Origin of the sequence: Micromonospora sp. U56 (assembly GCF_018070095.1) — a bacterium.
Taxonomy (GTDB): Bacteria; Actinomycetota; Actinomycetes; order Mycobacteriales; family Micromonosporaceae; genus Micromonospora; species Micromonospora purpureochromogenes.
Genome location: NZ_JAGPYL010000062.1, coordinates 13,322 through 39,304, shown reverse-complemented (window position 1 = coordinate 39,304; position 25,983 = coordinate 13,322). Strand labels below are relative to the sequence as shown.

Annotated in this window: 23 protein-coding genes and 1 pseudogene; 8 read left to right on the top strand and 16 right to left on the bottom strand. The window is 71.7% G+C overall.

Features of this window, described 5'->3' with window-relative positions:
- Nucleotides 1-241, top strand: a pseudogene (locus KBX37_RS34630) (hypothetical protein); the annotation flags it as partial.
- Between the two features lie 50 nt (nt 242-291).
- Here the strand turns inward: KBX37_RS34630 and KBX37_RS20540 are convergent.
- From KBX37_RS20540 to KBX37_RS20520, 5 genes are read right to left on the bottom strand one after another with little or no spacing between them, the layout of a single operon-like run.
- Nucleotides 292-1,248 (bottom strand): carbohydrate ABC transporter permease, encoded by a 957-nt coding sequence (locus tag KBX37_RS20540; protein WP_210777557.1) that lies wholly within the window; start codon nt 1,246-1,248, stop codon nt 292-294.
- Between the two features lie 13 nt (nt 1,249-1,261).
- Entirely contained in the window at nt 1,262-2,203 is a 942-nt protein-coding gene (locus KBX37_RS20535) for a carbohydrate ABC transporter permease (protein WP_210777556.1), read from the bottom strand.
- Between the two features lie 22 nt (nt 2,204-2,225).
- On the bottom strand, nt 2,226-3,638 hold the full coding sequence (gene ngcE / locus KBX37_RS20530; RefSeq protein WP_210777555.1) for an N-acetylglucosamine/diacetylchitobiose ABC transporter substrate-binding protein: 1,413 nt from the start codon (nt 3,636-3,638) through the stop codon (nt 2,226-2,228).
- 24 nt (nt 3,639-3,662) lie between these two features.
- Complete coding sequence (locus KBX37_RS20525; protein WP_154936112.1) at nt 3,663-4,412, bottom strand: sugar isomerase domain-containing protein; 750 nt, start codon at nt 4,410-4,412, stop codon at nt 3,663-3,665.
- A complete protein-coding gene (locus KBX37_RS20520; RefSeq protein ID WP_210777554.1) occupies nt 4,409-5,356 on the bottom strand; it encodes a MurR/RpiR family transcriptional regulator in 948 nt (315 codons plus the stop codon). Before KBX37_RS20520 ends, KBX37_RS20525 begins: the two co-directional genes overlap by 4 nt.
- A 201-nt stretch (nt 5,357-5,557) precedes the next feature.
- Between KBX37_RS20520 and KBX37_RS20515 the strand changes: the two genes are divergently transcribed.
- Nucleotides 5,558-6,547 (top strand): N-acetylglucosamine kinase, encoded by a 990-nt coding sequence (locus tag KBX37_RS20515; protein WP_210777553.1) that lies wholly within the window; start codon nt 5,558-5,560, stop codon nt 6,545-6,547.
- A 77-nt stretch (nt 6,548-6,624) separates the two neighbouring features.
- Here KBX37_RS20515 and KBX37_RS20510 read toward each other — a convergent pair whose 3' ends face one another.
- From KBX37_RS20510 to ngcE (KBX37_RS20495), 4 genes are all read right to left on the bottom strand, one after another.
- A complete protein-coding gene (locus KBX37_RS20510) occupies nt 6,625-7,017 on the bottom strand; it encodes an SRPBCC domain-containing protein (RefSeq protein WP_256440319.1) in 393 nt (130 codons plus the stop codon).
- Between the two features lie 60 nt (nt 7,018-7,077).
- Nucleotides 7,078-7,977, bottom strand: coding sequence for a carbohydrate ABC transporter permease (locus KBX37_RS20505; protein WP_210777551.1), 900 nt, complete (start codon nt 7,975-7,977; stop codon nt 7,078-7,080).
- Nucleotides 7,974-8,882 carry a carbohydrate ABC transporter permease gene (locus KBX37_RS20500; protein WP_210777550.1) on the bottom strand — a complete coding sequence of 303 codons (909 nt, stop codon included), beginning with the start codon at nt 8,880-8,882 and terminating at the stop codon, nt 7,974-7,976. Before KBX37_RS20500 ends, KBX37_RS20505 begins: the two co-directional genes overlap by 4 nt.
- 63 nt (nt 8,883-8,945) lie before the next feature.
- Nucleotides 8,946-10,361: an N-acetylglucosamine/diacetylchitobiose ABC transporter substrate-binding protein gene (ngcE, locus tag KBX37_RS20495; protein WP_210777549.1), complete on the bottom strand. Its 1,416-nt coding sequence runs from the start codon at nt 10,359-10,361 to the stop codon at nt 8,946-8,948.
- A 192-nt stretch (nt 10,362-10,553) separates the two neighbouring features.
- On the opposite strand from ngcE (KBX37_RS20495), the gene KBX37_RS20490 reads away from it, so the two are divergent.
- Entirely contained in the window at nt 10,554-12,014 is a 1,461-nt protein-coding gene (locus tag KBX37_RS20490) for an acyltransferase (RefSeq protein WP_210777548.1), read from the top strand.
- On the opposite strand, the gene KBX37_RS20485 is transcribed toward KBX37_RS20490, so the two are convergent.
- The gene (locus KBX37_RS20485; protein WP_210777559.1) at nt 11,986-13,476 is read right to left on the bottom strand and encodes a CoA-acylating methylmalonate-semialdehyde dehydrogenase; all 1,491 of its coding nucleotides are present in this window, start codon (nt 13,474-13,476) and stop codon (nt 11,986-11,988) included. The genes KBX37_RS20490 and KBX37_RS20485 overlap by 29 nt on opposite strands.
- A 14-nt stretch (nt 13,477-13,490) precedes the next feature.
- Nucleotides 13,491-14,798, bottom strand: a complete 1,308-nt coding sequence (locus KBX37_RS20480) for an aspartate aminotransferase family protein (protein WP_210777547.1) — start codon at nt 14,796-14,798, stop codon at nt 13,491-13,493.
- Between the two features lie 548 nt (nt 14,799-15,346).
- Between KBX37_RS20480 and KBX37_RS20475 the strand changes: the two genes are divergently transcribed.
- On the top strand, nt 15,347-16,114 hold the full coding sequence (locus KBX37_RS20475) for a hypothetical protein (RefSeq protein ID WP_210777546.1): 768 nt from the start codon (nt 15,347-15,349) through the stop codon (nt 16,112-16,114).
- Between the two features lie 303 nt (nt 16,115-16,417).
- Here the strand turns inward: KBX37_RS20475 and KBX37_RS20470 are convergent, their stop codons facing one another.
- The gene (locus KBX37_RS20470) at nt 16,418-17,728 is read right to left on the bottom strand and encodes an FG-GAP-like repeat-containing protein (RefSeq protein WP_210777545.1); all 1,311 of its coding nucleotides are present in this window, start codon (nt 17,726-17,728) and stop codon (nt 16,418-16,420) included.
- Nucleotides 17,729-17,910: 182 nt separating this feature from the next.
- Here KBX37_RS20470 and KBX37_RS35660 point away from each other — a divergent pair, with 182 nt between their 5' ends.
- On the top strand, nt 17,911-18,903 hold the full coding sequence (locus tag KBX37_RS35660) for a helix-turn-helix transcriptional regulator (RefSeq protein WP_210777544.1): 993 nt from the start codon (nt 17,911-17,913) through the stop codon (nt 18,901-18,903).
- A gap of 17 nt (nt 18,904-18,920) precedes the next feature.
- Here the strand turns inward: KBX37_RS35660 and KBX37_RS20460 are convergent, their stop codons facing one another.
- A complete protein-coding gene (locus tag KBX37_RS20460; protein ID WP_210777543.1) occupies nt 18,921-19,142 on the bottom strand; it encodes a hypothetical protein in 222 nt (73 codons plus the stop codon).
- 68 nt (nt 19,143-19,210) lie between these two features.
- Here KBX37_RS20460 and KBX37_RS20455 point away from each other — a divergent pair, with 68 nt between their 5' ends.
- Together KBX37_RS20455 and KBX37_RS20450 are read left to right on the top strand one after the other, a co-directional pair.
- On the top strand, nt 19,211-19,348 hold the full coding sequence (locus KBX37_RS20455; protein WP_210777560.1) for a hypothetical protein: 138 nt from the start codon (nt 19,211-19,213) through the stop codon (nt 19,346-19,348).
- Nucleotides 19,349-19,460: 112 nt separating this feature from the next.
- Complete coding sequence (locus KBX37_RS20450; RefSeq protein ID WP_307849138.1) at nt 19,461-20,429, top strand: hypothetical protein; 969 nt, start codon at nt 19,461-19,463, stop codon at nt 20,427-20,429.
- Between the two features lie 67 nt (nt 20,430-20,496).
- On the opposite strand, the gene KBX37_RS20445 is transcribed toward KBX37_RS20450, so the two are convergent.
- Both KBX37_RS20445 and murD read right to left on the bottom strand, forming a co-directional pair.
- Nucleotides 20,497-21,282 (bottom strand): poly-gamma-glutamate hydrolase family protein, encoded by a 786-nt coding sequence (locus KBX37_RS20445; protein ID WP_210777542.1) that lies wholly within the window; start codon nt 21,280-21,282, stop codon nt 20,497-20,499.
- Nucleotides 21,279-22,625, bottom strand: coding sequence for a UDP-N-acetylmuramoyl-L-alanine--D-glutamate ligase (gene murD / locus KBX37_RS20440; RefSeq protein WP_210777541.1), 1,347 nt, complete (start codon nt 22,623-22,625; stop codon nt 21,279-21,281). Before murD ends, KBX37_RS20445 begins: the two co-directional genes overlap by 4 nt.
- 92 nt (nt 22,626-22,717) lie before the next feature.
- Here murD and KBX37_RS20435 point away from each other — a divergent pair, with 92 nt between their 5' ends.
- Nucleotides 22,718-24,067, top strand: a complete 1,350-nt coding sequence (locus KBX37_RS20435; protein WP_210777540.1) for a hypothetical protein — start codon at nt 22,718-22,720, stop codon at nt 24,065-24,067.
- Nucleotides 24,068-24,184: 117 nt separating this feature from the next.
- Here the strand turns inward: KBX37_RS20435 and KBX37_RS20430 are convergent, their stop codons facing one another.
- The gene (locus KBX37_RS20430) at nt 24,185-25,936 is read right to left on the bottom strand and encodes a PucR family transcriptional regulator (protein ID WP_210777539.1); all 1,752 of its coding nucleotides are present in this window, start codon (nt 25,934-25,936) and stop codon (nt 24,185-24,187) included.
- Nucleotides 25,937-25,983: the final 47 nt, after the last annotated feature.

Here is a 25,983-nt window from a genome sequence, read left to right as displayed (position 1 = left end):
CTACTACGACGAACTCCGCGCCCGCGAAATCGGACACAACGCTGCACTACGGCAGATCGGCAACCGCCTCGTCGGCATCCTCCACGGCTGCCTCAAGACCGCCACCCGCTACGACCAGACAACCGCCGAACCCAACCCGCCGCTGCTTGACATCCAAGCTCCTGGGATGTCTGACCCCCACCCACCCACCCCCACCGAGCGCCCTCTTTCACGGAAAGAGTGGCTATCCGACGCGGAATAGCCACTCTTTCCGTGAAAGTGCCGTCGACGGGGGCGGGGGGCGGGGCGGGGTTACTTGCTGACGCCGGCGGTGAGGCCGGACTGGACCTGGCGCTGGAAGACGATGTAGACGATGAGCACCGGCAGCATCGCCATGGTGACGCCGGCGAACAGCCCCGACCAGTCGGACTTGTAGCCCTGGTTGACCGAGAGCTCGATCAGCCCCTGGGCGATCACCTGGTGCTTCGGCTCGCCGGCGACCGACTGCATGAGCAGGGTCGGCAGGTACCACTGGTTCCACTGGCCCAGCACGTTGAAGATGCCGATGCTGATCAGGCCCGGCTTGGCCATCGGCAGCATGACGCTGAAGAAGGTCCGGGTGTGCGAGGCCCCGTCGACCTGGGCCGCCTCGGCGATCGAGTCGGGCAGCGTCCGGAAGAACGAATGCATGAAGAAGACGGTGAACGACATCGACCAGGCCACATAGACCAGGATCAACGTGAGGTGCTTGTTCGGGCCGAGCAGCGGAAACACCACGTTCATGTTGTAGACGCCCTTGAACAGTGGCACCGCGGCGAGGTAGATCGGCAGAGTCAGCCCCGACAGGAACAGCCAGTAGATCAGCCGGTTGCCCCGGAACTCGTAGCGGGCCAGCGCGTACGCCGCCATCGAGCCCAGCAGCATCGTCAGGGTCACGCTGAAGACGAGCACGAGCAGCGTGTTCAGGAAGAAGCTGTCGATCCCGGCCGTCCAGGCCCGGGCGAAGTTGTCCCACTGCAGCGACTCGGGGATCAGCGACAGCGGCTCGCGGATCACCTCCGAGTCGGTCTTGAGTGCGGACATCACCACCCAGAACAGCGGGTAGACCACCATGATCGCCCACACCGCGAGAAACAGGTGCGAGAAGCCGTTGAAGATCCGGCCGCCGATGCTGTTGGCGGCGGCTCCCGCCCGTCGGCTCGCGGCCGGACCGGCCGGCGGCACCGCATCGGGTCGCCGCTGGCCGGAGGAATGGGTCACTGTGCTCATCGTCCAGGCCTCCTCAGTACTCGATCCGGTCACGACGGGTAATCCTCAGCTGGAGGGCGGCCAGCAGGATGGTGAAGATGGCCAGCGCCACAGCGATCGCGCAGGCGTAGCCGAACTGGCCTTTCTGGAACGCGTTGAACTGGATCACCGAGGCGAAGATCTCGCTGGCGTGGTTCGGGCCGCCCTGGCTCGGCGTCATGACGAAGACCAGGGCGTACATGTCCAGGGCGATGAAGCCCAGGTAGACCCAGGCGACCGAGATGGTGTCCCGGAGCAGCGGCAGGGTGACCCGGAAGAAGGTGTGGAACCGGCCGGCCCCGTCGAGGATGGCGGCCTCGTAGATGTCCTTCGGGATCGACTGCATGGCCGCCGAGAAGAGCACCATGTAGAAACCGGCGCCGCTCCACACCGCGATCAGCAGCAGCCACCACAGCACCGCCGGGATCCCGAGGAAGGGCTCCGGGTCGGCGGTGAAGGCGATCGGGTTCTGCGGGTCGACCAGGCCGACCTTGGTCAGCAGGCCGTTGATCAGGCCCTGCTGGTCGGACCGGTAGATCTGCTGCCACATGACGGCGATGACCACCAGCGACAGCACCTGCGGGAAGAAGAAGATGACCTTGTAGATGCTCGACCCGAACACCCCGCGGATGCCGGCCCTGTCCTCGCGTCCGCCCACGTTGAGCAGGAACGCGAGGAACAGGGCCAGCGCGATGGTGAACAGCGGCACGGTGACCAGGAAGAAGACGTTGTGCCAGAACGCCTTCCTGATCAGCTCGTCGGAGAACAGCCGGACGTAGTTGTCCAGCCCGACGAAGCGCTGGGAATCCGAGTACCCTCCCCAGTCGGTCAGCGAGTATCCCGCCGCCTGCGCGAACGGCCACACCACGTAGAACAGGTACAGCGCAACGGGCAGGGCCAGGAAGCCCGTGACGAAACGCGCGACTCCGTGCCGCATTGGACTCACTCTCTCCGTCGGATCAGGCGGTGCGGGTCTGCTTCTTGATCGACGAGTCCTTGGCGACCTTGTCGGCGGCCGCCTGCATCTTGTCGACGAACTGCTGGGCGGTGAGCCGGCCGGCCATCAGCTCCTCGGAGAGGTTCTGGCTCTCCTTGTCCAGGTCGGCGTAGAAGTCCGGGAACTTGACCGAGATGAGGTCCGAGGTCCCGTTCTTCATCAGGGTGTTCGCGCTGGAGAGCGCGGAGTCCTGCACGTTGTCGCCGGAGCCCTTCGTGGAGGCAAGCGACTTGGTCAGCTCGGCGAACTTCGCCGAACCGGCCTTGGACAGGATCGCCCGCAGGAACTCCTTGGCGGCCTCCTTGTTGGGGGCCTTGCTCGGGACCACGAAGCCCTCACCGGAGGAGGCGAACACGTCCTTGGCGGCCTTGTCGCCCGGGTTGCTCCAGTAGTCGGAGAGCGTCATCTCGAAGCCCGGCGGGATGGTGGCGGCCATCTCGTTCTTCAGCCAGGTACCGACCTGGATGAACGCCGCCTTGCCGTCGAGGAAGGCCTGCTGCGACTGGGTGTGGTCGAGCTTGCCCGGCAGGAGCAGCTTGTCCTTGACCAGCTTCTCCCACGGCTCGAGCGCCTTGAGGATGCCGTCGGCCTTCCAGGCGCCGTCCTTCAGGTTGTCGATGTCGACGATGACCTGCTTGCCGGCGGACTTCCAGATGCTGGCCATCAGGGCCCAGCGCGGGTAGTAGCCGTGCACAGCGTCGTGGACGTACGGCGCCATGCCCTTGGCCTTGATCTTCGGCGCCAGGGCGAAGAACTCGTCCCAGGTCTTCGGCGCCTCCCAGCCCTCCTGCTTGAACTTGGCCGCGTTGTACCAGTTGCCCCAGACCGTGAAGGCGACGTTCACCACGTAGAACTTGCCGTTCTGCGTGCCGTCGGAGACGGTGCCGGGCAGCAGCGAGTCGGCCACGGTGCCCTCGCCGTCCCAGGCGGGCGCGGTGAGCAGGTCGTCGAGCGGCTCGATGGCGCCCTCGTTGATCAGCGTGGCGCGGTCCATGCTGTCGGCGCCCGAGTTCATGACGAGGTCGCTGGGCTGCGTCGCCATCTTCGGCTGCTCTTCGGTCTTGATCTTCTGGGTGGAAGACATGTTGACCGTGATGTTCGGGTGCTTGGCGTTGAAGATGGTTTTGTCTTCCTTGGCCCACTGGTCGCCCAGGCCACCGTTGAAGACCACCACCTTGACGGCGCTGCCGTCCTTCACGCCGAACGGGTTGTCCTTGCTCTTCGCCGTGCCGCCGTTGTCGGACTTCTCCGGCTCGCTGCCGGCGCAGGCGCTGAGCAGGCCGGCGGCCGGGGTGACCAGAAGGCCCGCCGCGGCGGCCCGCCGCAGCAGGGTCCGGCGGTTGAGGTCGCCGGGGTTCTCGGGGGTAATCGACATCGTCGTCTCTCCTTGTGTGTCGGGTCAGGCGGTTCGCCGGAGACGCCCGGCGTACCGCGACTCGAGGGCGAGGTTGTGCTCGTCCCCACCGGGGACGTTGGCGGAGAGGTAGATAGGGGGGACCTCTCCGGCCTGGTGGAACCGTCGTACGACCTCCGCGGTCAACAGCTGCGCCAGCAGCGCGGTGGTGACCGAGGAGACCGCACAGACCGCGCCGCCGCCCTCGAGCGGCAGCAGTGCGTCGCCGTACGGCGCGCCGTTGTCCAGCACGACGTCGGCGAGATCGGCGAGCCGGTGGCCGGACGGGTGGCGCGGGGCCACCCGTGCGGTGTGGGCGACCGAGGTGACCGCGATCAGGGGGTGGCCGCCCGACTTGACCAGCAGCGCCAGCTCGACGACCGAGCCGTTGATGCCGGACTGGGAGGCGACCACGAAGACGTCGGCCGGGTGCGGGTCGGCGAGGGCGTACAGCTGGTGGGCGACGGCCGGGTCGCGCTCCAGCTTCGGGTCGGCGAGCAGGTCGCGGGGCGCGTCGCCGTGCAGCACCAGGTCGTGCAGGGAGAGCCGGTTGGTGGGGACCAGCCCGCCGGCCCGGGCGACGAGCTCGGCGGCGAACGCCTCGGAGTGCCCGGCGCCGAAGGCCTGGAGCACTCCGCCGGCCCGCAGGCTGGCCACGATCAGGTCGGCGGCCTGCCCGATCGCCTCGGTCTGCGAGTCGACCACCCGGTCGAGCACCGGGCGGACCGCCTCGGCGTACCCCTGTGCGCTGATCATGAGGCGGCCCCCTTTGCGGCCTTGTGCCCGTCGACGGCCTGGGCGGTACGCCGGAAGGCCGCGTGGGCGCGGTCGTGGGTGCGCTGCGCCACGGCGATGTAGAGCAGGTCGAGCACGACGAGCTGCGGGTGCCGGGCGGAGAGCGCGTCCGGGCGGAAGGTGGTGGCCTGGCTGGCGGTGACCAGCACGATGTCGGCCAGTTCGGCCAGCGGCGAGCGCGGGAAGCCGGTCAGCGCCACGGTGGTCGCGCCCCGGCTGCCGGCCTCGGCGAGCATCTCGATGGTCTCCCGGGTCTGCCCGGTGTGCGAGATGCCGAGCGCGACGTCGCCGACGCCGAGCAGCGCCGCGCTGGCCAGCCCCTCGTGCACGTCGCTCCAGGCCCAGGCGGCCACGCCGATGCGGTGCAGGCTGAACTGCATCTCCTCGCCGACCAGGGCGCTGCCGCTGGCGCCGAAGATGTTCACCCGGGACGCCCCGGCGATGGCCACCGCGGCCCGTTCCACCTCGGCGAGGTCGAGCAGGGTGGCGGTGTCGTGCATGGCGCGGGTGTCGGCGGCCATGATCTGGTCGAGCACCCGCTCCAGGGGGTCGCTGGGCTGGATCTCGCGTCCGATGTCGACGGTCCACCCGGCCGACCGGGCCCGCCCGGTCTCGGAGGCGATGCCCAGCCGCAGGTCGGCGTAGCCGTCGAAGCCCATGGCGCGGCAGAACCGGGTGATGGTGGCCGGCGAGGTGCCGCTGCGCTCGGCCAGCTCGACGATGGTGGCCCGGGCGGCGGCCTCCGGCTCGCTGAGCACGTGCTCGGCGACCCGGCGCAACGCCCCCGTCAGCTCTCCGGCGCCGGCCCGGACTCTGGCCAGCACCCCGTCGGCGCCCCGCCGGTCGACCGTGTCGGCGTCGACCACCGCGGTCCCCGCGGAAGTGTCCACCTCATGATCCACCATCGGAGCACCTTTCGGAAAGGAGTGTTTACTGTTAGTGGTAAAAGTTCTTACTGAAGGCCCCTCCGTGTCAATAGCGTGGGCGAAGTTTTCAAACTGTTACCTGGCGCACACCGGCCCCGCCGACCGCCGATCTTGCCTTGCGGGCCCGGATCGGACCAGCATGAAGCCCACCCGTACCGCCGCACCGGGAGGCCCGTGAGCATGTCCGACACCGTCGTGGTCGGTCTCGACGTCGGAGGTACGTCCACCCGCGCGACCGCGCTGACCCTGGCCGGCGAACGCCTGGGCACCGGCCGGGGCGGCGGCGGCAACCCGACCAGCCACGGCGCCGACCGCGCCGCCGCCGAACTGCTGACCGCGCTGCGCGGCGCGCTCGCCGGGGTCGATCCGACCCGGGTACGCGCCGGCACGATCGGCCTCGCCGGCGCCGCCCGCCTGCTGGCCGACCCGGCGGGGCGGGCCGCCTTCGACCGGGCCTGGGCCGAGGCCGGCCTGCGCTGCCCGTACGCGGTGCACGGCGACGCCCTCGTCGCGTACGCCTCGGGCACCGCCGCCCCGGACGGCACCGTGCTGATCGCCGGCACCGGCGCGATCGCCGCGCAGGTACGCGACCTGCGACTGGACCGGGTCGCCGACGGTCACGGCTGGCTGCTGGGCGACGCCGGCTCCGGCTTCTGGCTGGGCCGCGAGGCGGTCCGCCGGCTGCTGGCGACCCTGGACAGCGCCGGGGCGCCCGGCCCGCTGGGCCGCCGGCTGCTCACCGAACTGCTCGGCACCGCCGAGGTGGCGGCCCGCCCCCGGGACACCGTCGACGCGCTCATCCAGGCGGTGACCCGCCGGCCCCCGGTCGAGCTGGCCCGGCTCGCGCCGCTGGTGGTGGCCGCCGCCGTCGAGGGCGAGCCGGCGGCGGTCGCGCTGATCGAACGGGCCGCCGCGCACCTGGTCGACAGCGCCGGGCGGATCCGGCCGGACGGCGTGGTCACCCCGATCGTGCTCGGCGGTGGGCTGCTCACCGGGGACACCCCGCTGGCGGCGGCGGTCCGCGCCGAGGCGCACCGGCACTGGCCGGACGCCCCGGTGCGCCAGGCCGGCGACGGGGCGGCCGGGGCGGCCGGGCTCGCCGCCCGGGAGCTGCCCGAGGTGACCGATCCCGTCGCCCTGCACGCCCTGCTGGTCCCCGCCACCGACTGAACCCGCCACCTCGATCGACGCGGGCCGGCCGCCGAGGGCCGTCCCCCTGCGCCGCGCGGCCAGAGGAATCATGCCCGTCAGTCGGCGGCCAGGATCTCCTCCAGCCGGCGCCAGACGTGCGAGCGCCAGCCGCCGCCGAGCAGGGTGGCCGTGCGCCGCTGGACCGGGTCGTCGGGATCGAAGCCGCTGTGCTCCAGGAAGCGCCGGCTGCCGCGCCCCTCCGGGGCCAGGGTCCAGCTCACCTCGGTGTCGAGCGACCCGCCGCGCCAGGCCCAGCGCAGCCGGCGCGGCGGGTCCACCTCCAGCACCTCGCAGTGCACCACGCCGTCGAAGCCCTGGGCCGGCCGCGGCTCGGTACGGAAGGTGAACCGGTGCCCGACGACCGGCACGACGTCGTTCGGCATCAGCCAGCGAGCGAGCAGGTCGGGCTCGGTCAGCACCCGCCACACCTTCGCCGGCGGGTGCGGCAGGAACTCATCGACCCGGATCGCTGAGGGTCGCCGTTCATCATGATTAGAATCGGACAGGCTTCACTTGAGCTGACCGGCGGTCAGGCCGGACTGGACCTGCCGCTGGAAGGCCACGTAGACGGCGAGCACGGGCAGCACCGCGATGGTGAGGCCGGCGAAGAGCCGGGCGTAGTCGCCGGCGTAACCCTGGCTCACCGAGAGGGCGAAGAGTCCCTGGGCGAGCACCCACTTCGACTCGTCGCCCTGCATCAGCACCTGCGGCAGCAGGAACTGGTTCCAGTGGCTGAGGAAGTTGAAGATCGCCACGCTGATCAGTCCCGGACGGGCCATCGGCAGCATCACCCGGAAGAAGAGCCGGAAGTGGCCGCAGCCGTCGACCAGCGCCGCCTCCGCCACCGAGGTCGGCAGGGTGCGGAAGAAGGCGGTCATGAAGAAGACGGTGAACGGCAGCGAGTACGCCGCGTACACCAGGATCAGGCCGGTCCAGGTGCCGAAGAGCCCGGCGTTGCGGACCACGAAGAAGAGCGGCACCAGGGCGAGGAAGACCGGGAACATCAGGCCGCCGACGAAGAGGTAGTAGACGAACTGCCGGCCCCGGAACTCGTACCGGGCGAAGACGTACGCGGCGGTGGCGCCCATCAGCATGGTCAGGCTGACCGAGCCGGCCACCACCACCAGGCTGTTGAGGAAGTACCGGCCGATGTGCGCGCCGGTCCAGGCCCGGGCCCAGTTGTCGAAGTGCAGCGTCTCGGGCAGCCCCCACGGGTCGGCGAGGATCTCGCCGTTGCTCTTGAACGAGCTGACGAACATCCACACCAGCGGCAGGACCGTCAGCGCGGTCCAGACCAGCAGGAAGCCGTGGGAGAAGACGTTGGCGACGCCGAGTTCGCGGCGGACCGGGCGGTCGGCCGAGCGCGCGGCCGTCGCGGCGACCGGGGCGGCCTCGTCCAGGGTGGTCAAGAGTACTCGATTCGGTCACGTCGGCCGGCGCGCAGGGACAGCACCGCCACCGAGAGGGTCAGGAAGAACATCACCACGCCGATCGCCGAGGCGTAGCCGAACTTGGTCTCGCTGCCGAACGCGGTGTCGTACATCCGCACGCCGATCACGTCGGTGGAGAAGTTGGGGCCGCCGTTGGTCATCAGCTGCACCAGGATGAACCCGTCGAGGGCGAAGATGGCCAGGTAGACCCAGGCGACCTGGACGGTGTCCCAGAGCAGCGGCAGGGTGACCCGGCGCAGGGTGGTCAGCCGGGACGCCCCGTCGAGCATCACCGCCTCGTAGATCTCCTTCGGCACGGCCGACATCGCGGCGCCGAAGAGCACCACGTAGAAACCGACGTTGCTCCAGACCATCACGGCCAGCACGCACCAGAAGGCGGTCCGCGGGTCGCCGAGCCAGGTGGGCGAGCCGAGCCCCACCGCGTGCAGCGCGCTGGTGAGCAGGCCCTTGTTGGGGTGGTAGACCTCCTTCCAGAGCAGCGCGATGATCACCACCGAGAGCACCTGGGGAAAGAAGTAGACGGTGCGGTAGAGCGCGCTGCCGCGTACCCCGGTCACCCCGGCCCGACCCTTGCGCCCGCCCATGTTGAGCATGGTGGCGAAGAAGAGCCCGAGGACGATCGTCAGCACCGGCACCAGGGCCAGCAGGATCGCGTTGTTCTTCAGCGCGTTCCAGACGTAGTCGTCGTGCCAGAGCGCGCGGAAGTTGGCCAGTCCGACGGAGTTGGCGTCGGCGGAGTAGCCGAGCCAGTCGGTGGTGGAGATCTGGAACGCCTGCAGGTACGGCGATACGACGAAGACGACGTAGAGCAGCACCGGCGGCACCAGGAAGGTGATGATCAGCGGGTACTTGCCATGTTTCACGGTGGGCCCCAACTCCCGGCGGTCGGCCGGCGGGGACCTCGGGGGTCCCCACCGGCCGGGTTGTCACGCGGTGCGCTTGTACTTCTTGACCGAGCTGTCCTGGGCGATCGAGTCGGCGCCCTTCTGGCACTGGTCGAGGAACTCCGCCGGTCCGATCCGCCCGCTGAAGAACTCGCCGCACGCGGCGTCGACGAGGTTGCGCTCCAGCTTGCGGTAGTAGTTGTTGTAGACCCAGTTGAAGCCGTTGGCGCCGGAGGCGTCCAGCGCCTTGACCACGGTGCTCAGCCCGTACGGCAGCTCGACGCCGTCGGTGGCACCGGCGACCACGGTGAGGCTGGAGACCTTCTTGGTGAAGTCCTGGGCGCCCTTCTTGGACAGCATGGTCCGGAAGTACTCCAGGCCACCGGCGACGTTCTTCGCCTTCGCCGGCACCATGAACGGCTCGCCGGCGGTGCCCCGGACCGCCTCGAACGGCAGCTTGTCGCCGCTGCCCAGGCTGGGCGTCGGCTGGACGGTCATGTTGAACCCGGCCGGCGTGACGTCCTTCTGCTCGCTCTCCAGCCAGGAGCCGCAGGAGATGAAGGCCGCCTTGCCCTGGCACCAGGCGGTCTGCGACTGCTTGTGGTCCAGGCCGGGCGAGCCCTCCAGAATGTACTTGTCCTTGACGATCTGGTGCCAGGCGTCGGCCGCGGCCTTCATCGCGTCGGACTTCCAGGCGTTCGGCTCCAGGTTGTCGATCGCGGTGGCGACCGACGGCCCGCCGAACTTGATCGCGGTGGCGATCAGCGGCCAGCTCATGTAGCGCGGGTGCAGGCCGGCGTACGTCCAGGGGGCGATCCCGGCGGCCTTGATCTGCTTGCAGAGCGCGATGTGATCGTCCCAGGTCTTCCCGTACGACCAGTTGCGCTCGCCGAACAGCTTGGTGGAGTGCCAGACGCCGTAGACGGTGTAGGTGTAGTTGAACACCAGGAACTTGCCGTCGTACGAGCCGACCTCGACCGCGCCGGGCAGCAGGGTGTCCTTGACGGTCTTGCCGGGGATGTCGAGGCTCGGGGCGGCGAGCAGTTCACCGAGGTCGGCGAGGGCGTTCTGCGAGACCAGGCCGTTGAAGTCGATCTGGCCGGCGCCGGAGTTGTTGACCACGTCCGGCGGGGTGCCGTCGACGAAACGCGGCTGGAGGGTCTTGCTGATCTCCTGCGTGGCCGAGTGCTTGATCTCGGCCTTCGGGTACTTCTCCTTGTACATGGCCTCGTGGGCCTTGGCGTACTCCTCGCCGAAGCCGCCGTTGAAGATCACTACCTCGAGTGGCGCGTCCTCCTTGACCCCGAGGGGGTTCTGCTCGCTCTTGGTGCCCTTGTAGGTGCCGCCGTCGGCCTTGTCGTCGCCACCGCCGGTGGCGCAACCGGCGAGCAGGCCCGCCGCGGGGGTGGCCAGCAGGCCGGCGGCGGCGGTACGCCGCAGGATCTCACGCCTGTTCATCAGCTCTCCTCGGTTCGGGTGGGGCGGATCGCCGATGACATCCGGTGGCGTCCGCCGGTCGAGGCACGTTGATTCTCTTCAGTTTGCCTGTTGCTGTTGAAGAATTTCTACGGCAGGAGCGCGTCGACTTCAAGACCCGGCGGCCGATCCGTTATCACCACCGGCCGCACCGCACTGGCATAGCCTGAGCGCATGCGCCGCCTGGGCCAGCTCGCGGAGCGCACCCCGGCAGGGCGGGAACGCTACGTCGACCTGCTCCGTGCGCTCGCGATCACCATGGTCGTCGCCGGCCACTGGGGCGTCACCGTGATCGGCCGGGACCCGGCCGGCCGACCGACCGGGCACTCCGCGCTCGCCGATTTGCCGTGGGCTTACCCACTCACCTGGCTGGCCCAGGTGATGCCGGTCTTCTTCCTGGTCGGCGGCTATGCCAACGCGGCGTCCCTGACCCGCCACCGGGCCCGCGGCGGCGACGCGGCCGGCTGGCTGCTGGACCGCAGCGCCCGGCTGGTCCGCCCCACCAGCGCGCTGCTGCTGGTGCTCACCGTCGCCGCGGCGCTGGGCCGGCTGCGCGGCGCCGACCCCAGCCACCTGCGCACCGTGATCTGGTACGCCACCATCCCGCTGTGGTTCCTGGTCGCCTACCTGCTGGTCGTGGCCCTCACCCCGCCGATGTACGCGCTGCACCGCCGCTACGGGCTGGCCGTGCCGCTGGCGCTCGTCGCCCTGGTGGCGCTGGGCGACCTCGGCCGGCTGACCGGGCCGACGACGCTGGCCGCCGGCAGCTACCTCTTCGGCTGGCTGGCGGTGCACCAGCTCGGCTTCGCCTGGTACGACGCCCGCACCCCCGCGACCGGGCCACCGTCCGGGCCGTCCGGGCCTTCGGAGCCGTCCGAGACCGCACCGCCCGAGCGGGCAGAGACGGCCGAGCCGCACCCACCGTCGGGGTCCGACCGGCCGGGCGTACGCCGGCGACGCCTGCCCACCAGCCGGCCGACGGCGTTGGCGCTGCTGGTCGGGGGCCTGGCCGCGCTGATCCTGCTCACCGTCGTCGGGCCGTGGCCGGTGGCGATGCTGAAAGTGCCCGGGGAGCGGCTGGACAACGCCTCGCCGCCGAGCCTGGCGCTGCTCGCCCTCGCCGCCGCCCAGCTCGGGCTGATCCTGCTGCTGCGCGACCCGGCGCGACGCTGGCTGGGCCGGCCCCGACCGTGGCGGGTGGTGATCGCGGTCAACCTGGTGGTGCTGACGGTCTTCCTCTGGCACCTGACCGCCGCCGTGCTGCTGATCGGAATGCTCGACGCCGTCGGCCTGCTGCCCACCCCACGGGTCGGCTCGGCCGCCTGGTGGGGCTGGCGGGTGCCCTGGCTGCTGCTGCTCGCCGTGGTGCTGGCCGTGCTGGTCGCCGTCTTCGGCCCGATCGAGGCGCGCAGCGCCCGGCACCGCACCGGGCGACGGATTCGCCGGGCCGGCCGGGTCCGCGCGGCGCTGACCGTCGCCGGGTACGCCGCCGTCATCGGCGGGCTGCTGGTCAACAGCGCCACCCCGAAGGCCGCCCCGGAGCCGCTCGGCACGCCCGTCCCGGCGCTGGTGGCGTACCTGGCCGGGGCGGGCGTGCTGCGGTTGCTCAGGTCTGGGTGGGGAAGCCGAGGTTGACCCCGCCGTGGCGCGGGTCGAGCCAGCGACTGGTGACCACCTTGCCCCGGGTGAAGAAGCGCACCCCGTCCTCGCCGTGCGCGTGCAGGTCGCCGAAGAGGGACGACTTCCACCCGCCGAACGAGTAGTACGCCATCGGCACCGGGATCGGCACGTTGATCCCGACCATGCCGACCTCCACCTCGTGCTGGTACCGGCGGGCGGCGCCGCCGTCGTTGGTGAAGATCGCCGTGCCGTTGCCGTACGGGTTGGCGTTGACCAGCTCGACCGCCTCGTCGTACGAGGCGACCCGGACGACGCTGAGCACCGGGCCGAAGATCTCGTCGGTGTAGATCGACATGTCCGGGGTGACCCGGTCGAACAGGGTCGGGCCGAGCCAGAAACCGCCGGACTCCCCGTCCGGGGTGACCTCCCGGCCGTCCACCACCGGCACCGCGCCGGCCGCCACGCCCGACTCCACGTAGGAGCGGACCCGGTCGGCGTGCGCGGCGGTGACCAGCGGACCCATGTCGCAGCCGCGCCGCCCGTCGCCGGTGCGCAGCCCGGACATCCGTTCAGCGATCTTCGCGACCAGGGCGTCGGCGACCGGCTCGACGGCGACCAGCGCCGAGATCGCCATGCACCGCTCCCCCGCCGAGCCGAAGCCGGCGTTGACCGCCGCGTCCGCGGCCAGGTCCAGGTCGGCGTCGGGCAGCACCACCATGTGGTTCTTCGCCCCGCCGAGCGCCTGCACCCGCTTGCCGGCCATCGACCCGCGCTGGTGCACGTACCGGGCGACCGGGGTGGAGCCGACGAACGACACCGCCCGCACCGAGGGGTGGTCCAGCAGCGCGTCGACCGCCTCCTTGTCGCCGTTGACCACGTTGAGCACGCCGTCGGGCAGGCCCGCCTCGGCGAACCACTCGGCCAGCAGCAGCGCGGCGCTCGGGTCCTTCTCGCTCGGCTTGAGCACCACCGCGTTGCCGCAGGCCACCGCCACCGGCACGAACCACAGCGGCACCATCACCGGGAAGTTGAACGGCGAGATCACCGCCACCACGCCCAGCGGCTGCCGGAGGCTGTACGAGTCGACCTCGGTGGAGACGTTCTCGCTGAAGCCGCCGCGCAGCGCCGACGGGATGCCGCAGGCGTACTCGATCACCTCCAGGCCGCGCTGCACCTCGCCGGCGGCGTCCGCGAGCACCTTGCCGTGCTCGGCGGTGATCACCTGGGCGAGCCGGTCGCGGCGGGCGTGCACCAGTTCCCGGAAGGCGAACAGCACCGCCGTGCGCTTCGCCAGCGACGCGTCCCGCCAGGACCGCGCCGCGCGCTCGGCCGCCTCCACCGCGGCCGCGACGTCCGCGGCCGAGGCCAGCTCCACCGCCCCGGTACGCCGGCCGGTGGCCGGGTCGAAGACGTCCCCGCGCCGCGGGGAGCCGCCGGAGACCCGCTTGCCGTCGACGAAGTGCCCGATGACCGTCACGTCGTCCGTCGCGCTCATGCCGCCACCTCCGCCGAGGCGCAGGAGCGGATGGCGTTGACGAGAATGGCCAGCCCCTCGCGGGCCTCGTCCTCGGTCAGCGTCAGCGGCGGGCCCATCCGCAGCACGTTGCCGTGCAGGCCGCCCTTGCCGGCGAGCAGCCCACCGGCCCGGCACGCCTCGAAGACGCGGGTGGTCAGCGCCGGGTCCGGCTCGGTGCCGCCCGGGCGGACGAACTCGACGCCGAGCATCAGGCCCTTGCCGCGTACCTCGGCGACGCAGTCGAGGCCGGCCACGGCGGCGCGCAGGCCGTCGGCCAGGATCGCGCCGGTGCGGGCCGCGTTGGCCTGCAGGTCGTGGTCGCGCAGGTAGTCCAGGACGGCGTTGCCGGCGGCGGTCGAGATCGGGTTGCCACCGAAGGTGGAGAAGCTGATCGCCGGCACCGACTCCAGCACGTCGGCCCGGCCGACCACGCCGGCGAGGGCGAAGCCGTTGCCGACGCCCTTGGCGAAGGTGAGCAGGTCCGGGGTGACGCCGTGGGCCTGGTAGCCCCAGAAGTGCTCGCCGGTACGCCCCCAGCCGGTCTGCACCTCGTCGGAGATCAGCAGGATGCCGTGCTCGTCGAGGACCTTCTTCCAGGCGGCGAAGAGCCCGTCCGGCGGGGCCACGAAACCGCCCACGCCCTGGATCGGCTCGGCGATCAGGCAGGCCACGTCGCCGGCGGTCTGGGTGGCCAGCACCTCGCGCAGGTCCTCCACCGCCGCGTCGATCCGGTCGGACTCGTCCAGGCGGGCCAGCAGGCCGCGCAGTCGCTCGCCGGAGTGCAGCCAGGCCACCTGGAGCGGGTTGAGCGCGCTCGCCGTCCAGCTCCGGTTGCCGGTGACGCCCATCGCCGCGTACGACCGGCCGTGGTAGCTGTTGCGCACGGCCAGGATCTGGTGGGAGCGGCGGTGGTTGGTGGCGACCAGCAGGGCGGCCTCGTTGGCCTCGGTGCCGGAGTTGGTGAAGAAGACCCGGGCGTCCGGGATGCCGGAGAGCCGGGCGATCTTCTCCGCCAGCTCCACCTGCTGGCGGATCAGGTAGAGCGTGGAGCTGTGCACGATGCCGGTGCGCAACTGGCGCTCCACCGCCTCCCGGATCTCCGGGATGTCGTAGCCGATCATGTTCGTCAGCACGCCGCCGAAGAAGTCCAGATAGGTCCGGCCCTGCGCGTCGGTCACCCGGCGACCCGAGCCGGACACCAGCTCGATCGGTTCGGCGTAGTAGAGCGGCATCCAGGACGGGAGCACGGCCCGGTGTCGGGCCAGCAGGTCGTCGGAGGTCATCGTCGCACCCTTCAGCGGCGGCGGATTCGCGTTCCCCGCACGCTTCCACCACCCGGCGACAGGGACAACTGTCACTGTGTAGCGCAGCCGGGGTGGCGGCCTGACAGCGCGTCAACCCGCTGGATGCGGTTTCCGGGGCCGACCGCCGCTCTCGCGATCCTTTCCGGTGGAGATCCACGCGATCCACGACTTATTCCGCAGGGCGGCGGCCGGCTGGACCCGTCTCCCCACGCTGCGCCGGTCCCCCGGTTGGAGGAGGTCCGACATGCCGGTGGCACAGACCATCGCCGCCGGGCCTGGCCTCTCGTTCGTGTTCCTGGGCACCGTTCTCCTGAGGGTATGACCGGATGCTCACCGGTCTGCTGCCCACCCGTCGGCCCGGACTCACCGGCCCGTACCCCTCGGCGCTACCGGCGCCTGGCGAGGTGTCGGGCAGGACGAAGGGAACATGATGACTGGCGGGTGGAAACATGGCCGGACCCAGGCGACCAGGGCGGTCGCGGTCGTGACGGCGGTCGCCGCCGTGGTCGTTACTCACGGCGACGTTCGTGTCCGGCGGCGGCCGGGAGGTGGCCTTCGCGGAAGCGAGCCTGGAGAACTTCACGCCCATCGAGAACGTCGCCGCCGACATCAGGTCACCGCGGCGGGAGCCCGACGCGGCGACGGGCACCTTCACCGTTGACTGCGGGACCAACGGCAACCGCGAGTTCAGCCCGGACAACCCGGTCGCCCGGCCGGGCATCAGCAACGGCGCCGAACACCTCCACGACTTCGTCGGCAACCTGGCAATCAACGCCAACACCTCCGACGAGGCGCTGGCAGCAGCCGGCACCACCTGCCGCAACGGCGACCGGCCGTCGTACTTCTGGCCCGTGGTGCGTATCGACAGGTCGGTGCGAGCCGACAGCAAGGCCGAGGCGACCCGGGCACTGGCCGCGACGCGGCCGTCGCTGTCCTGCCCCCGGGTCGCCGACCGGCTCCCGGCGGTGCCCGCGACGGCCATGGCGTCGGTGCAGCGCGGCTTGGCGGAACTGGACCGGCAACTGGCCGCGGGCAACGCCCGCTTGGTCGCCAGCCGGGGACGCGTCGACCTACAGCTCAACACGTCGGTGATCCGGTCGCTGCGGGCCGAGCGAGCCGCGACGATCACGCGGATCTCGGCGGCGATCGACCAGGCAGGCGGACAGCCGACCGCGATGGTGTCCCTGGTCGAGTGCGAAGTCAGCTACGACGGCATGCACGCGGGTCACGGCCCGGCGACCGGCAGCGCACGCGACGCGGCGAGCCCGACCGGTACGCTGCCCCACCGTCCGTGACCGCCTACCCGCCGTCCCCGCGTCGGCCGTAGGCGAGGTCGACCGGAACCTGGCGCGGCTGGACCGGCAGATCGCAGAGGCGAACGGGCGGCTGGTCACCGCGACAGGCCAGGGCGACCCCGCCTTCGTCGACATCCGCCATCCTCGGTCCGCTGCGCGCCAAGCGGGTAGCGACCCGCGGCCGGATCGCCGTGGCCATCGGCCGGACGGCGCCGCGTCCGGCAGGGCTCGACACCCTCGCCGGCTGCTCCCTAGGGGTGTGGCGGCTCTTCAGGGTTTCTGGGAGCCGCCACACCCGGGGGGTCACATGACGAACGGGAATGTGCTCCAGCCGTTGCCGATCTGTACGCGGGATGGGATGGCGAGGCCGTTGTTCGGGTAGTACCAGAGGTCACCGGAAGCGTCGACGCCGAGTACGTCGGCGTGTTCGTCGCCGGAGAAGTCCGAGGCGAAGACGTGTTTGAAGGTGCCCCAGCCGTAGCCGAGCTGTACCCGGGACGGGATGGCGAGACCGTTGTTCGGGTAGTACCAGAGGTAACCCGAAGCGTCGACGCCCAACACGTCCGCATGCCCGTCACCGGAGAAGTCGGCGGCCATGACCTGCTTGAAGGTGCCCCAGCCGTAGCCGAGCTGTACCCGGGTTGAGAGGCTGAGGCCGTTGTTCGGGTAATACCAGAGCTTGCCGTCGGCGTCGACGCCGAGTACGTCGGCGTTCCCGTCGCCGGAGAAGTCGGCGGCCATGACGTGCTTGAACGTGCCCCAGCCGTAGCCGAGCTGTACCCGGGACGGGATGGCGAGGCCGTTGTTCGGGTAATACCAGAGGTAACCCGAAGCGTCGACGCCCAACACGTCCGCATGCCCGTCACCGGAGAAGTCGGCGGCCATGACGTGCTTGAACGTGCCCCAGCCGTAGCCGAGCTGCAACCGGGACGGGATGGCGAGACCGTTGTTCGGGTAGTACCACAGGTAACCCGAAGCGTCAACGCCGAGTACATCCGAATGCCCGTCACCGCTGAAGTCGGAAACCGTCCCCGTTGGACGTGGGGCACCGCAGTTCTGGCTGACGTACGTCTCCGCGCCGCTGGCGTAGTCGAACGGGTCACCGTGGAACGAGGCCGCCCGGATGTAGTCCGGCCAGCTCTGCCCGCTGCCGCGGTTGCGGTACTCGAAGTGCAGGTGCGGACTGATACCGGAGCTGTTTCCGTCGGTGTTGCCGACTGTACCGATCGTCTCGCCCCGGGCGACCGCATCGCCGTTGTGCGCAAGTTTGGTGTCGAGGTGGGCGTACAGGGTGGAGTAGCCGTTACCGTGGTCGATCTCCAGGTAGTTTCCGTACGCCGAACTCTCGCCCCCCTCCCACCTGATCGTGCCCGCCGCCGCAGCCAGTACCGGCTTCCCCCGGTCCTCAGCACCGGACGACAGGTTCCAGTCGATCTCGTAGTTGTGGTGCGCGTTGCTACCGCCGGAGTTACCTGTCCACGAGGTACCGCAGCTGAATGGAAGCTCGAGATAGGGGCCCGCAGCACTCGCCGGCGACACGACCACCATCATCGACGCGGCCAGCGCCAGACCCACCGCCGGGGCGAGCACGCTCAATTGTGAACGAAGACGCATCTGACTCCTTCCGAGGTTGCCACACTGCCGGAATGCAGCACTGGACGGTCCCCGTGGCCGGGAGGTCCCAGCAGGGCCGTCAGTGCACCCAGGCAACACTGGATTGGTCGCCCGACCGAATGATTCGAAGCTCCTCGAATGCACATTCGGTGCTCCGCGACGCTCGTCGTATCCTTAGCGCCGTGATCAGCGTCCATTTGACTGGACATTCGCTGGGGCGGGTCCGGCTGGCCACCTCACCTGCCTCCGAGGCGGTCACCTGGCTTCGGCTCGCAGCCAACGGCCGCCGGCATCCGATCTACGGCGATCCCGGTCCAGCCGCCCGCCTGGCGCTGCGTCACCGTGACGTCGCCCTGTTGACGCAGGTCCTGGCACCCGGCAGCACCGGTGGATACACCCTCGACCTGCTCACCCCGAAACCGCCGATCGGGCCCAGCACGGGCGACTTCGACCGGCAGTTGCAGGTGATGGCGCAGACGCCGACCGAGGCGGTCGTCCGGCAACTGTGCGCGGGGCGGTTTCCCCGCGGCGGCATGCCGGTTGAGGTGCGTGCCGCCATAAAGGACGACACCTTCGCCCAGCGGATGACGGACGGCCTGCTGCATTTCTGGCGGGTGGCCTTCGGCGAGCTGTGGGCCGGCATCCGGACGACACTCGACGCGGACCTCGCCGCCAAGGCCACCGCCATCGGCACCGGCGGCATCGGTCGGATGCTCGGCGCGCTGCACGCCGAAGTGAGCTGGACCGGGTCGCACCTGCTGATCAGCAGCGGTACCTACCAGGAGAGCTTGGATCTCGACGGCGAGGAGCTGGTGCTCTGCCCGACGGCGCTGGGCTGGCCACGGCTGGCGGTCCAGTGCTGCGACCCGCGCGACGCAGTGCTGGTCTATCCCGCCAGCGGCCTCGGCACACAGCGGCCCACGCCGCCCACCGGGCTGTCAGAGCTGGTCGGGACCAGCCGCGCCGCGATCCTCCAGGACCTGGGCGTGGCCCGGTCGACCACCGAGCTGAGCGCACGACGACAACTGTCGCCCGCCACCGTCTCCTACCATCTGGGGGTACTGCTGCGCTCCGGGCTGGTGTCGCGCAGGCGGGAGCATCGGGTCGTGCTCTGTCACCGCACCGGGCAGGGTGACGCGGCGCTCGGGCTGCCCAACGACGTTCTTCAGGGTTGAGCGGTTCATCCCGGGATTCAGTCCTCGGTGTTCTGCCAGGTGACAAAAGTGCAGTGCAGTGCGCCCAGCTTTCCGTTGCGCAGCGTCACGCTGAGTACGGTGAAATGGCCGTAGCAGTCCTCGCGTGTGGTCCATAACCGACCGAAACGCCCCACCGCACATGTCGCCGGCCGGCTGCCGGTCAACCTGCTCACGATCTGCGTACTCATGGTTTTGAAACGGCCGTGCTCGACGACCACGGGCGTGCCGGCCGGAACCGCACCCTCCTGCCGGCACGCCGCGCCAACACCTCCTGATCTGAAGCGAGATGCGGAGAAGTCGGAAGACCGCAGCAACTCGCGCGGCTGTGGGGGCCGTGCTGGCCGCGTTGCGCGCCGCGCATCCCGACTACCCTTCGCCGGAGCAGTTGGAGTTGCCTCGGCTGCTCGACGCCCTGGTCGAGTGAGGTGTGCATGACCGTGGCCAGGACGCTACCCGGGCGACGACGCTCGCGGAGTACCGCAACCGGCCGATCCACAAGGGCCCCTCGTGGCCATGGCCGTCGGTACGATCCGCAGGTGCGGATCGCGGACGTGGCGCTGCCGAACTGCCCGGCGGACGCGTCGCCCGCGCAGCTCGCCCACGGGGTGCGGGCCTGGGTGGAGTCCCCGCCGCTGCGGGCGCTGGTCGCCCGGTTCGGTGGCGAGTGGCCGACCGGCGACCTGACGGCCGTGCTGGCCGGGCTGGACGACTTCTCCGCCCGGCACTGGGACTTCCGGGGCGGTCGGGAACGCCCCGAGGCGCGGGAACCGACCCTCGACCCGAGCACCGCCGCGCTGGTGCACGCCACCGCCGAGGCGCTCGGCCTGGTCCGTCCGGTGCCGCCGGCCCACCCCCGGTACGCCCACCTGGTGGTCCTGGGCGGGCTGGCGCACGCCTGCCTGCGGCGCGTGGCGTACGCGGCCCACCTGGTGCGGCGCGGGTTGGCGGTGGACGGGGAGGTGGCCGTGCTCGGCAGCTTCCGGCCGCTGTCCGAGGTGGAGCGGGACGTGCTGGCCGGGGCGGGGATCGCGGCCGACACCGAGGTCGACGCCCTCGACGCGGCGGTCCGCGCGGTCCTCGGGGTGGCCGCGCCGGACGAGGAGGACGGGCACGACGCCGGCCACCCGCACCACTCCTGGTCCGCACGGACCTACCGGTCGGACGGGCTGCCGCCGGTCCGGGTGCTCGCCGCCCCGTCCAGCGAGCCGGAGCGGCGGCGCGCGCACACGGCGGACACCCAGCGGTTCTGGGCCGGGCACGTCCGGCTCTCCCCCGGCGACACGCTGCTGATGGTGACCGCGCCGATCTACGTGCCGTTCCAGCACTGCGACGCGCTGCGCACCCTGGCGGTGCCGTACGGCTGCGCGATCGACACCGTCGGCGTCGACCCGGCCCTGCCCGACCTGGTCCGGCTGCCCGAGCCGGCCCTCACCCCGGGGCGCTACCTCCAGGAGATCCGTTCGGCGATCCGCGCGATGCGGGCCCTGCACGAGGTGCTCGACTGACCCACGCCGCACCCGGGCCGCCCGGATCAGGGGCCGCTCGGGTCGGGGGCCGCTCGGGTCGGGGGCGTCAGGCGTCGGCGTGCTGGGCGAGTGCCGTCCGGGCCGCGGAGACGAAGTCCCAGAACAGCGGCCGGGTGGTGTGCTTGCGTCCGTCCCAGGTGTTGGTGCCGAACATCGCCTCGCGCAGTGGCGTGGTCAGCTCCAGTTGCGCGCCCGCCCTCGACGCCGTCCGGTTGCAGATGTTCCGCGGGCTGGTCCCGTCGATGGCGCGGTTGACCCGCCGGGCGACGGTGATGTCCACCTTCGCCAACTCCCGGCGCAGCAGGTCCCGCAGCCCGGCGTCCCGCCCGCCGATCACCACCGCCTCGGCCCCGGCCGGCGCACCGGCCTGCCGGGTCGTGCAGCCGTGCAGGGCGACGGCGTGGCGGACCGCGCCGCAGATCGACTCCGCCCACGGGTCGTCGCAGTTCACCGAGGTCACGTGCAGGACGGCGTTGCCGGAGCCGAGCAGCCCCTCGAACATCCAGTAGTGGTGCAGGCCCTTGCCGTCGGTGCTCGGCTCCAGGGTCGCCGGGTGGTAGCCGGCGACCGCGAGGCACAACTCCGACGTGCCCACCTCGATGCCGCCACCGTGCGGCGCGAGGACCGCCGTCCGCGTCGTCCCGGTCGCGCAGCCGGGCGGCTCGTCCGGGGCGCATCGATGGCAGCAGCGCAGGGCGTACTCGACGCCCTCGACGAGGCCCGCGGTGGCGTACAGCTCGGTGTTGGAACCGTACCGGTCGGTGGGGTGCGCGCGGTGCCGGCTCGGGCGGGGACGGTCCGGATCCCCGGCCCGGTCCTCGGCGGAGGTCACCGCGCGGTGTCGGCGACCGCTTGGGCGAAGACCTCGGAGCGGTGCTCGAAGTTGCGGAACCGCCCGTAGCTGGGCGCGGCCGGCGAGAGCAGCACCACCCCGCCGGACGGGGTGAGCTTGCGGGACAGCCCCACCGCCGCGACCAGGTCCTCGGCGAGCTCGGTACGCACCGCCGGTAACCCGGCCAGCGCCTCGACGATGCGGGGGCCGCTGTCCGGGATGCCGATCACGGTGATCTCCCGCTCGGCCAGGTGCGCGGCGAGCGGGCTGTAGTCCAGCCCCCGGTCGGTGCCGCCGACGATCACCGTCAACGGCCGCCCCTCGTACGCGTCGATCGCGTGCATGGCCGCGTACGGGCTGGTGGCGAGGGTGTCGTCGACGAAGGTGAGGCCGGACGGGTCGGCGATCTCGGTGAGCCGGTGGGCCAGCCCCTGGAACTCGGCGACCGCCACGGCCAGGGTGTCCTTGCGGGCCACCACGTCCACCTCGAGCGCGTCGAGCACGGCCAGCGCCACGCAGAGGTTGCCCTCGTTGTGCCGGCCGACCAGCGGCAGCACGGCGCGCGGGAAGAGCGGCTGCTCGCCCAGGTAAAACCAGGGCGTGCCGTCGGGACCGTTAGCCACGTTCGCGGTGTCCGGCCGGCCGGCGCGCACGGCGGCCCGGTCGCCCAGTTCGAGGGCCAGCCGCGGGTCGGCGCCGTTGACCACCACGGTCCGCGGGCCGTACGCCAGCAGGTTGAGCTTGTCCCGGTAGTACTCCGCCTCGCCGCCGTGCGCGTCGAGGTGCTCGGGGAAGAGCGCGGTGACCACGGCGACGCGGGGCGAGTCGGTCAGGTCGGTGCACTGGTAGCTGGAGAGCTCCAGCACGTACAGGTCCGCCTCGGGCAGGTCCAGGGTGGGCACCCCGATGTTGCCGCCGAAGACGTTCGGCCGGTCGACTGCGGCGAGCAGGTGGCTGATCAGGCTGGAGGTGGTGCTCTTGCCCTTGCTGCCGGTGACCCCGATGGTCCGCTCGGCGTGGTCGGCCATCCAGAGCGCGGTGCCCTGGGTGATCGTGGCCGCCCGCGCCCGCAGCTCCACCATCCACGGGTGGGTGTTCGGCACGCCCGGGGAGCGGACCACCACGTCGGCGGCGGTCAGCCGGTCGAAGCCGGCCTCCCCGGTGATCAGGGGCGCGGCCTCGGCGAGCGGGCCCTCCCAGGGCAGGGTGAGGAAGTTGGCGCTGTCGTCCACGGCGACCAGGCCGGCGGGGCCGTGCGCGGCGATGGCGGTCACGGCGGCCCGGCCCTCGCGGCCGGCCCCCCAGACGGCGACGGTACGTCCGCGCAGGTCAGACAGGCGCACGGGCTCTCTCCTCGGGGGTCTCGACGGCGTGGCACGGGGCACGGTCCGGCGCAGCCGGACACGGCCGGACGAACCAGGGCCTAGTATGGCGTGTGCCCAACGAGCAGCTCCGGCGGATGGACGCCTTCACCTTCCCGTCCTACTCGATCGACCTCGCCACCGGCGAGGCGTTGTTCGACTACAAGCTGACCGGTCCCGACGGTGAGCAGCGGTTCACCGAGGCCATCACCCTGCCGCTGCCCGCCGACCCGCCGTCGGACGAGACCGTGGCCACCCTGGGCCGGGTCCTGGAGCTGCTGCACGTGGTCGCCGGGGTCAGCTACTACAAGGCCGCCGCGCCGCGCCGGCTGGTGCTGCCGGCGCCGCTGGGCGCGGCCGCCGCCGAGCTGGTCACCGCCGTCTACACCAGGGGCCTGGCCGAGTACGCCTACCGCAACCAGCTGCCGCACGTGCTCGAACTGCGCCCGGAGGTGCCCTCCGGCACCGTCTCCCCGGCCCGCGGGTACGACGACTCCGACCGTCGTCCGCTCTCGGCGGTCGGCGGCGGCAAGGACTCCATCGTCAGCCTGGAGGCGCTGCGCCGGGCCGGCTTCGACCCGGTGCCGTTCTCGGTCAACCCGAACCACGTGATCGTCTCGGTGAACGAGGCGTCCGGGCTCACCCCCCTCGCGGCCCGCCGGCGGATCGACCCGGTGCTGTTCGACCTCAACGCGGCCGGCGCGCTCAACGGCCACATCCCGGTCACCGCGATCAACTCGCTGATCGCGGTCGCCACCGCCGTGCTGCACGGGCTCGGGCCGGTGGTGATGTCCAACGAGCGCTCCGCGTCGGACCCGAACCTGATCTGGAACGGTCACGAGATCAACCACCAGTGGTCCAAGGGCGTCGAGGCGGAGGGGCTGCTGCGGGCGGCGCTGGCCGAGCACGCCGGTCTCACCGAGCCGTACTTCTCGCTGCTGCGCTCGCTGTCGGAGCTGCACATCGCCCGGCTCTTCGCCGGGATCGACCGGTACGACGCGGTGGTGACCAGCTGCAACGCCGCGTTCAAGCTGCGCGACGCGAGCGAGCGCTGGTGCCGCGACTGCCCGAAGTGCCGGTTCGTCTTCCTGGCCATGGCGCCGTTCATGCCGCGCGAGCGGGTGGTGCGCATCTTCGGCGGCGACCTGCTGGCCGACCCGGCGCAGATCCCCGGCTACCGGGAGCTGCTCGGCGTCGACGGGCACAAGCCGTTCGAGTGCGTCGGCGAGGTGGAGGAGTCGGTGGTGGCGCTGAGCCTGCTCGCCGAGCAGGAGCAGTGGCGCGACGCCCCGGTCGTCCGCGCCCTGGTCGACGCGGTCCCGGAAACCGCCTGGTCGGCGGCGGCCGGCTCGGACGTCTTCACCCCCGGCGGCCCGAACTTCGTCCCCGCCCCCTACGCCAAAACCCTCACCGCCCTCACCTGACCCCCGTCCCCCTCCCGCACCATCCCCGTTGATCATGAAGTTGTTGCCGCCACACGCCGCGGCGGACGACAACAACTTCATGATCGACAGGACGGCGGGCCGGGGAGGCGCGCAGGGTCAGGGGGTGCGGATGGCGTCGAGGGCGAGCAGGGCGACGTGCAGGGAGAGGCAGGCCTCGACCGAGTCGAGGTCGACGTCGAGGATGCGGGCGATGCGGGCCAGCCGCTCGTAGAACGCCGGCCGGGACAGGTGCGCCGCCGTGGCCGCCGCCGACTTGTTGCGGCCCTGTTCCAGGTACGCCCGCAGCGTGCCGAGCAGCTGGTCGCGGGGGTGCCGGGCGTCGTGGGCGAGCAGCGCGCCGAGTTCCCGCTCGACGAAGGTCTGCACCCGGGGCTCGTCGCGCAGCAGGTGCAGCAGCCCGGCGAGCCCGACGTGGGGTAGCCGGAAGATGGGCAGGTCACGGCGGTCGCGGCGGGCCGCGTCGGCGATCTGCCGGGCCTCGATCAGCGACCGCCGGGCCTCCCGCAGGCCGCCCACCCCGGAGCCGGCGGCGACGATCACCGCGTCCGGCGGCACGGTGCCGGCCACCGTGGGACGGGCCGGGGCGGTGTCGAGCCGGATCCGGCGCAGGGCGGCGGCGAACGCGGTCAGCGCCCGCTCCTCCGCGGCCGGGTCGGGCAGGGCGAGCAGCGCGCCCACCGCCTGGTCGTCGACGGCGCTGGTCAGCCCGGTCAGCTTCGCCTCCCGCAGCGCCTGTCCCACCGCCTCGGCGAGATCCCGCAGCCGCGCCGGGCCGGCCTCCGGGGCCGACTCGGCCGCCACGGTGCTCTCCCCGGCGGCGCCCTCGGCGGCGGGGTCGTCGAGGCGGTGCCGGACCACCACCCCGACCAGGTGCCGGCGTTCCAGCGTGACGCCGAGCGCCCGCGCCCGCAGCGCGACCTCGTCCACCGGGCGGGAGTGGTCGAGCAGGGCGGTGAGGAGGGTGCGGTGGATCTGCCGTTCCAGGCCCTCGGCGTCGCGCCGGATCAGCCGGCCCAGCGCCAGGGTGGAGGCGGCCCGCTCCACCAGGATCGTCAGCCGGGTCGGCGGGGTGCCCGCCGGCCGGCCGCCCAGCGTGGTCCCGGCGGCCAGGTCACCCCCGCCGGGCCAGCGCAGCAGCAGCCGACCCCAGTCCTGCCCCCGCGCGCCGACGGTGGTCACCAGCCAGCCGCTGTCGGAGTCGTACGCGGTGCGCCCGGCGGGACGGATCCGCCGGGAGTGCTGCTCCCAGCCGTCCAGCAGCAGCTCGGCGCTCTCCCCCGCCGGGTCGTACGCGAGCACCTGCCGGGACAGGTTCTCCAGCACCACCGGGCAGCCGGCCAGCTCGGCGGCCTGCCGGACCACCTCGGCCGGGCCGGCGCCTTCGACCGACAGCTCGGTGAAGCGCTGGTGGATCTCCTCGGTGGCCCGCAGCTCGGTGAGCTGGGCGTCGACGATCAGCGCGTGCACCGCCTCGGTGATCCGGACGAACGGGGTGGCCCGGCGCAGCTCGACCAGGGGCAGGCCGCGCCGCTCGGCGGCGGCCGCCATCACCCGGGGCACCCCGCTGACGTACCGGCGGCCCAGCTCGACCACCAGCCCGGAGACGCCGACGTCGGCCAGGTCGCCGATGAAGGCGCGCAGGCCGGCGTCGTCGGCGGGCAGCCCGATACCGGTGGTGAGCACCAGCTCGCCGCCGCCGAGCAGGGTGGCGATGTCGGGCACCTCGGCGACGTGCACCCAGCGGACCGGCGCGTCCAGGCCGGCGTCCCCGGCGACCAGGCGCGGCGCGCCGTGGCGGACCGGGTCCAGGGCGAGGACCTCACGCACGGTAGGGAACACGGGCGACACGCTACCGTCCGTGACTCCGTCCGACGACAGCCCGCCCCGCCCCGACG

Coding starts and splice junctions, on each gene's coding strand:
- KBX37_RS20540 (WP_210777557.1), bottom strand. CDS start 1,248: ATGAGCACAGTGACCCATTCCTCCGGCCAGCGGCGACCCGATGCGGTG.
- KBX37_RS20535 (WP_210777556.1), bottom strand. CDS start 2,203: ATGCGGCACGGAGTCGCGCGTTTCGTCACGGGCTTCCTGGCCCTGCCC.
- ngcE (WP_210777555.1), bottom strand. CDS start 3,638: ATGTCGATTACCCCCGAGAACCCCGGCGACCTCAACCGCCGGACCCTG.
- KBX37_RS20525 (WP_154936112.1), bottom strand. CDS start 4,412: ATGATCAGCGCACAGGGGTACGCCGAGGCGGTCCGCCCGGTGCTCGAC.
- KBX37_RS20520 (WP_210777554.1), bottom strand. CDS start 5,356: ATGGTGGATCATGAGGTGGACACTTCCGCGGGGACCGCGGTGGTCGAC.
- KBX37_RS20515 (WP_210777553.1), top strand. CDS start 5,558: ATGTCCGACACCGTCGTGGTCGGTCTCGACGTCGGAGGTACGTCCACC.
- ngcE (WP_210777549.1), bottom strand. CDS start 10,361: ATGAACAGGCGTGAGATCCTGCGGCGTACCGCCGCCGCCGGCCTGCTG.
- KBX37_RS20490 (WP_210777548.1), top strand. CDS start 10,554: ATGCGCCGCCTGGGCCAGCTCGCGGAGCGCACCCCGGCAGGGCGGGAA.
- KBX37_RS20480 (WP_210777547.1), bottom strand. CDS start 14,798: ATGACCTCCGACGACCTGCTGGCCCGACACCGGGCCGTGCTCCCGTCC.
- KBX37_RS20470 (WP_210777545.1), bottom strand. CDS start 17,728: ATGCGTCTTCGTTCACAATTGAGCGTGCTCGCCCCGGCGGTGGGTCTG.
- KBX37_RS20455 (WP_210777560.1), top strand. CDS start 19,211: ATGCGGAGAAGTCGGAAGACCGCAGCAACTCGCGCGGCTGTGGGGGCC.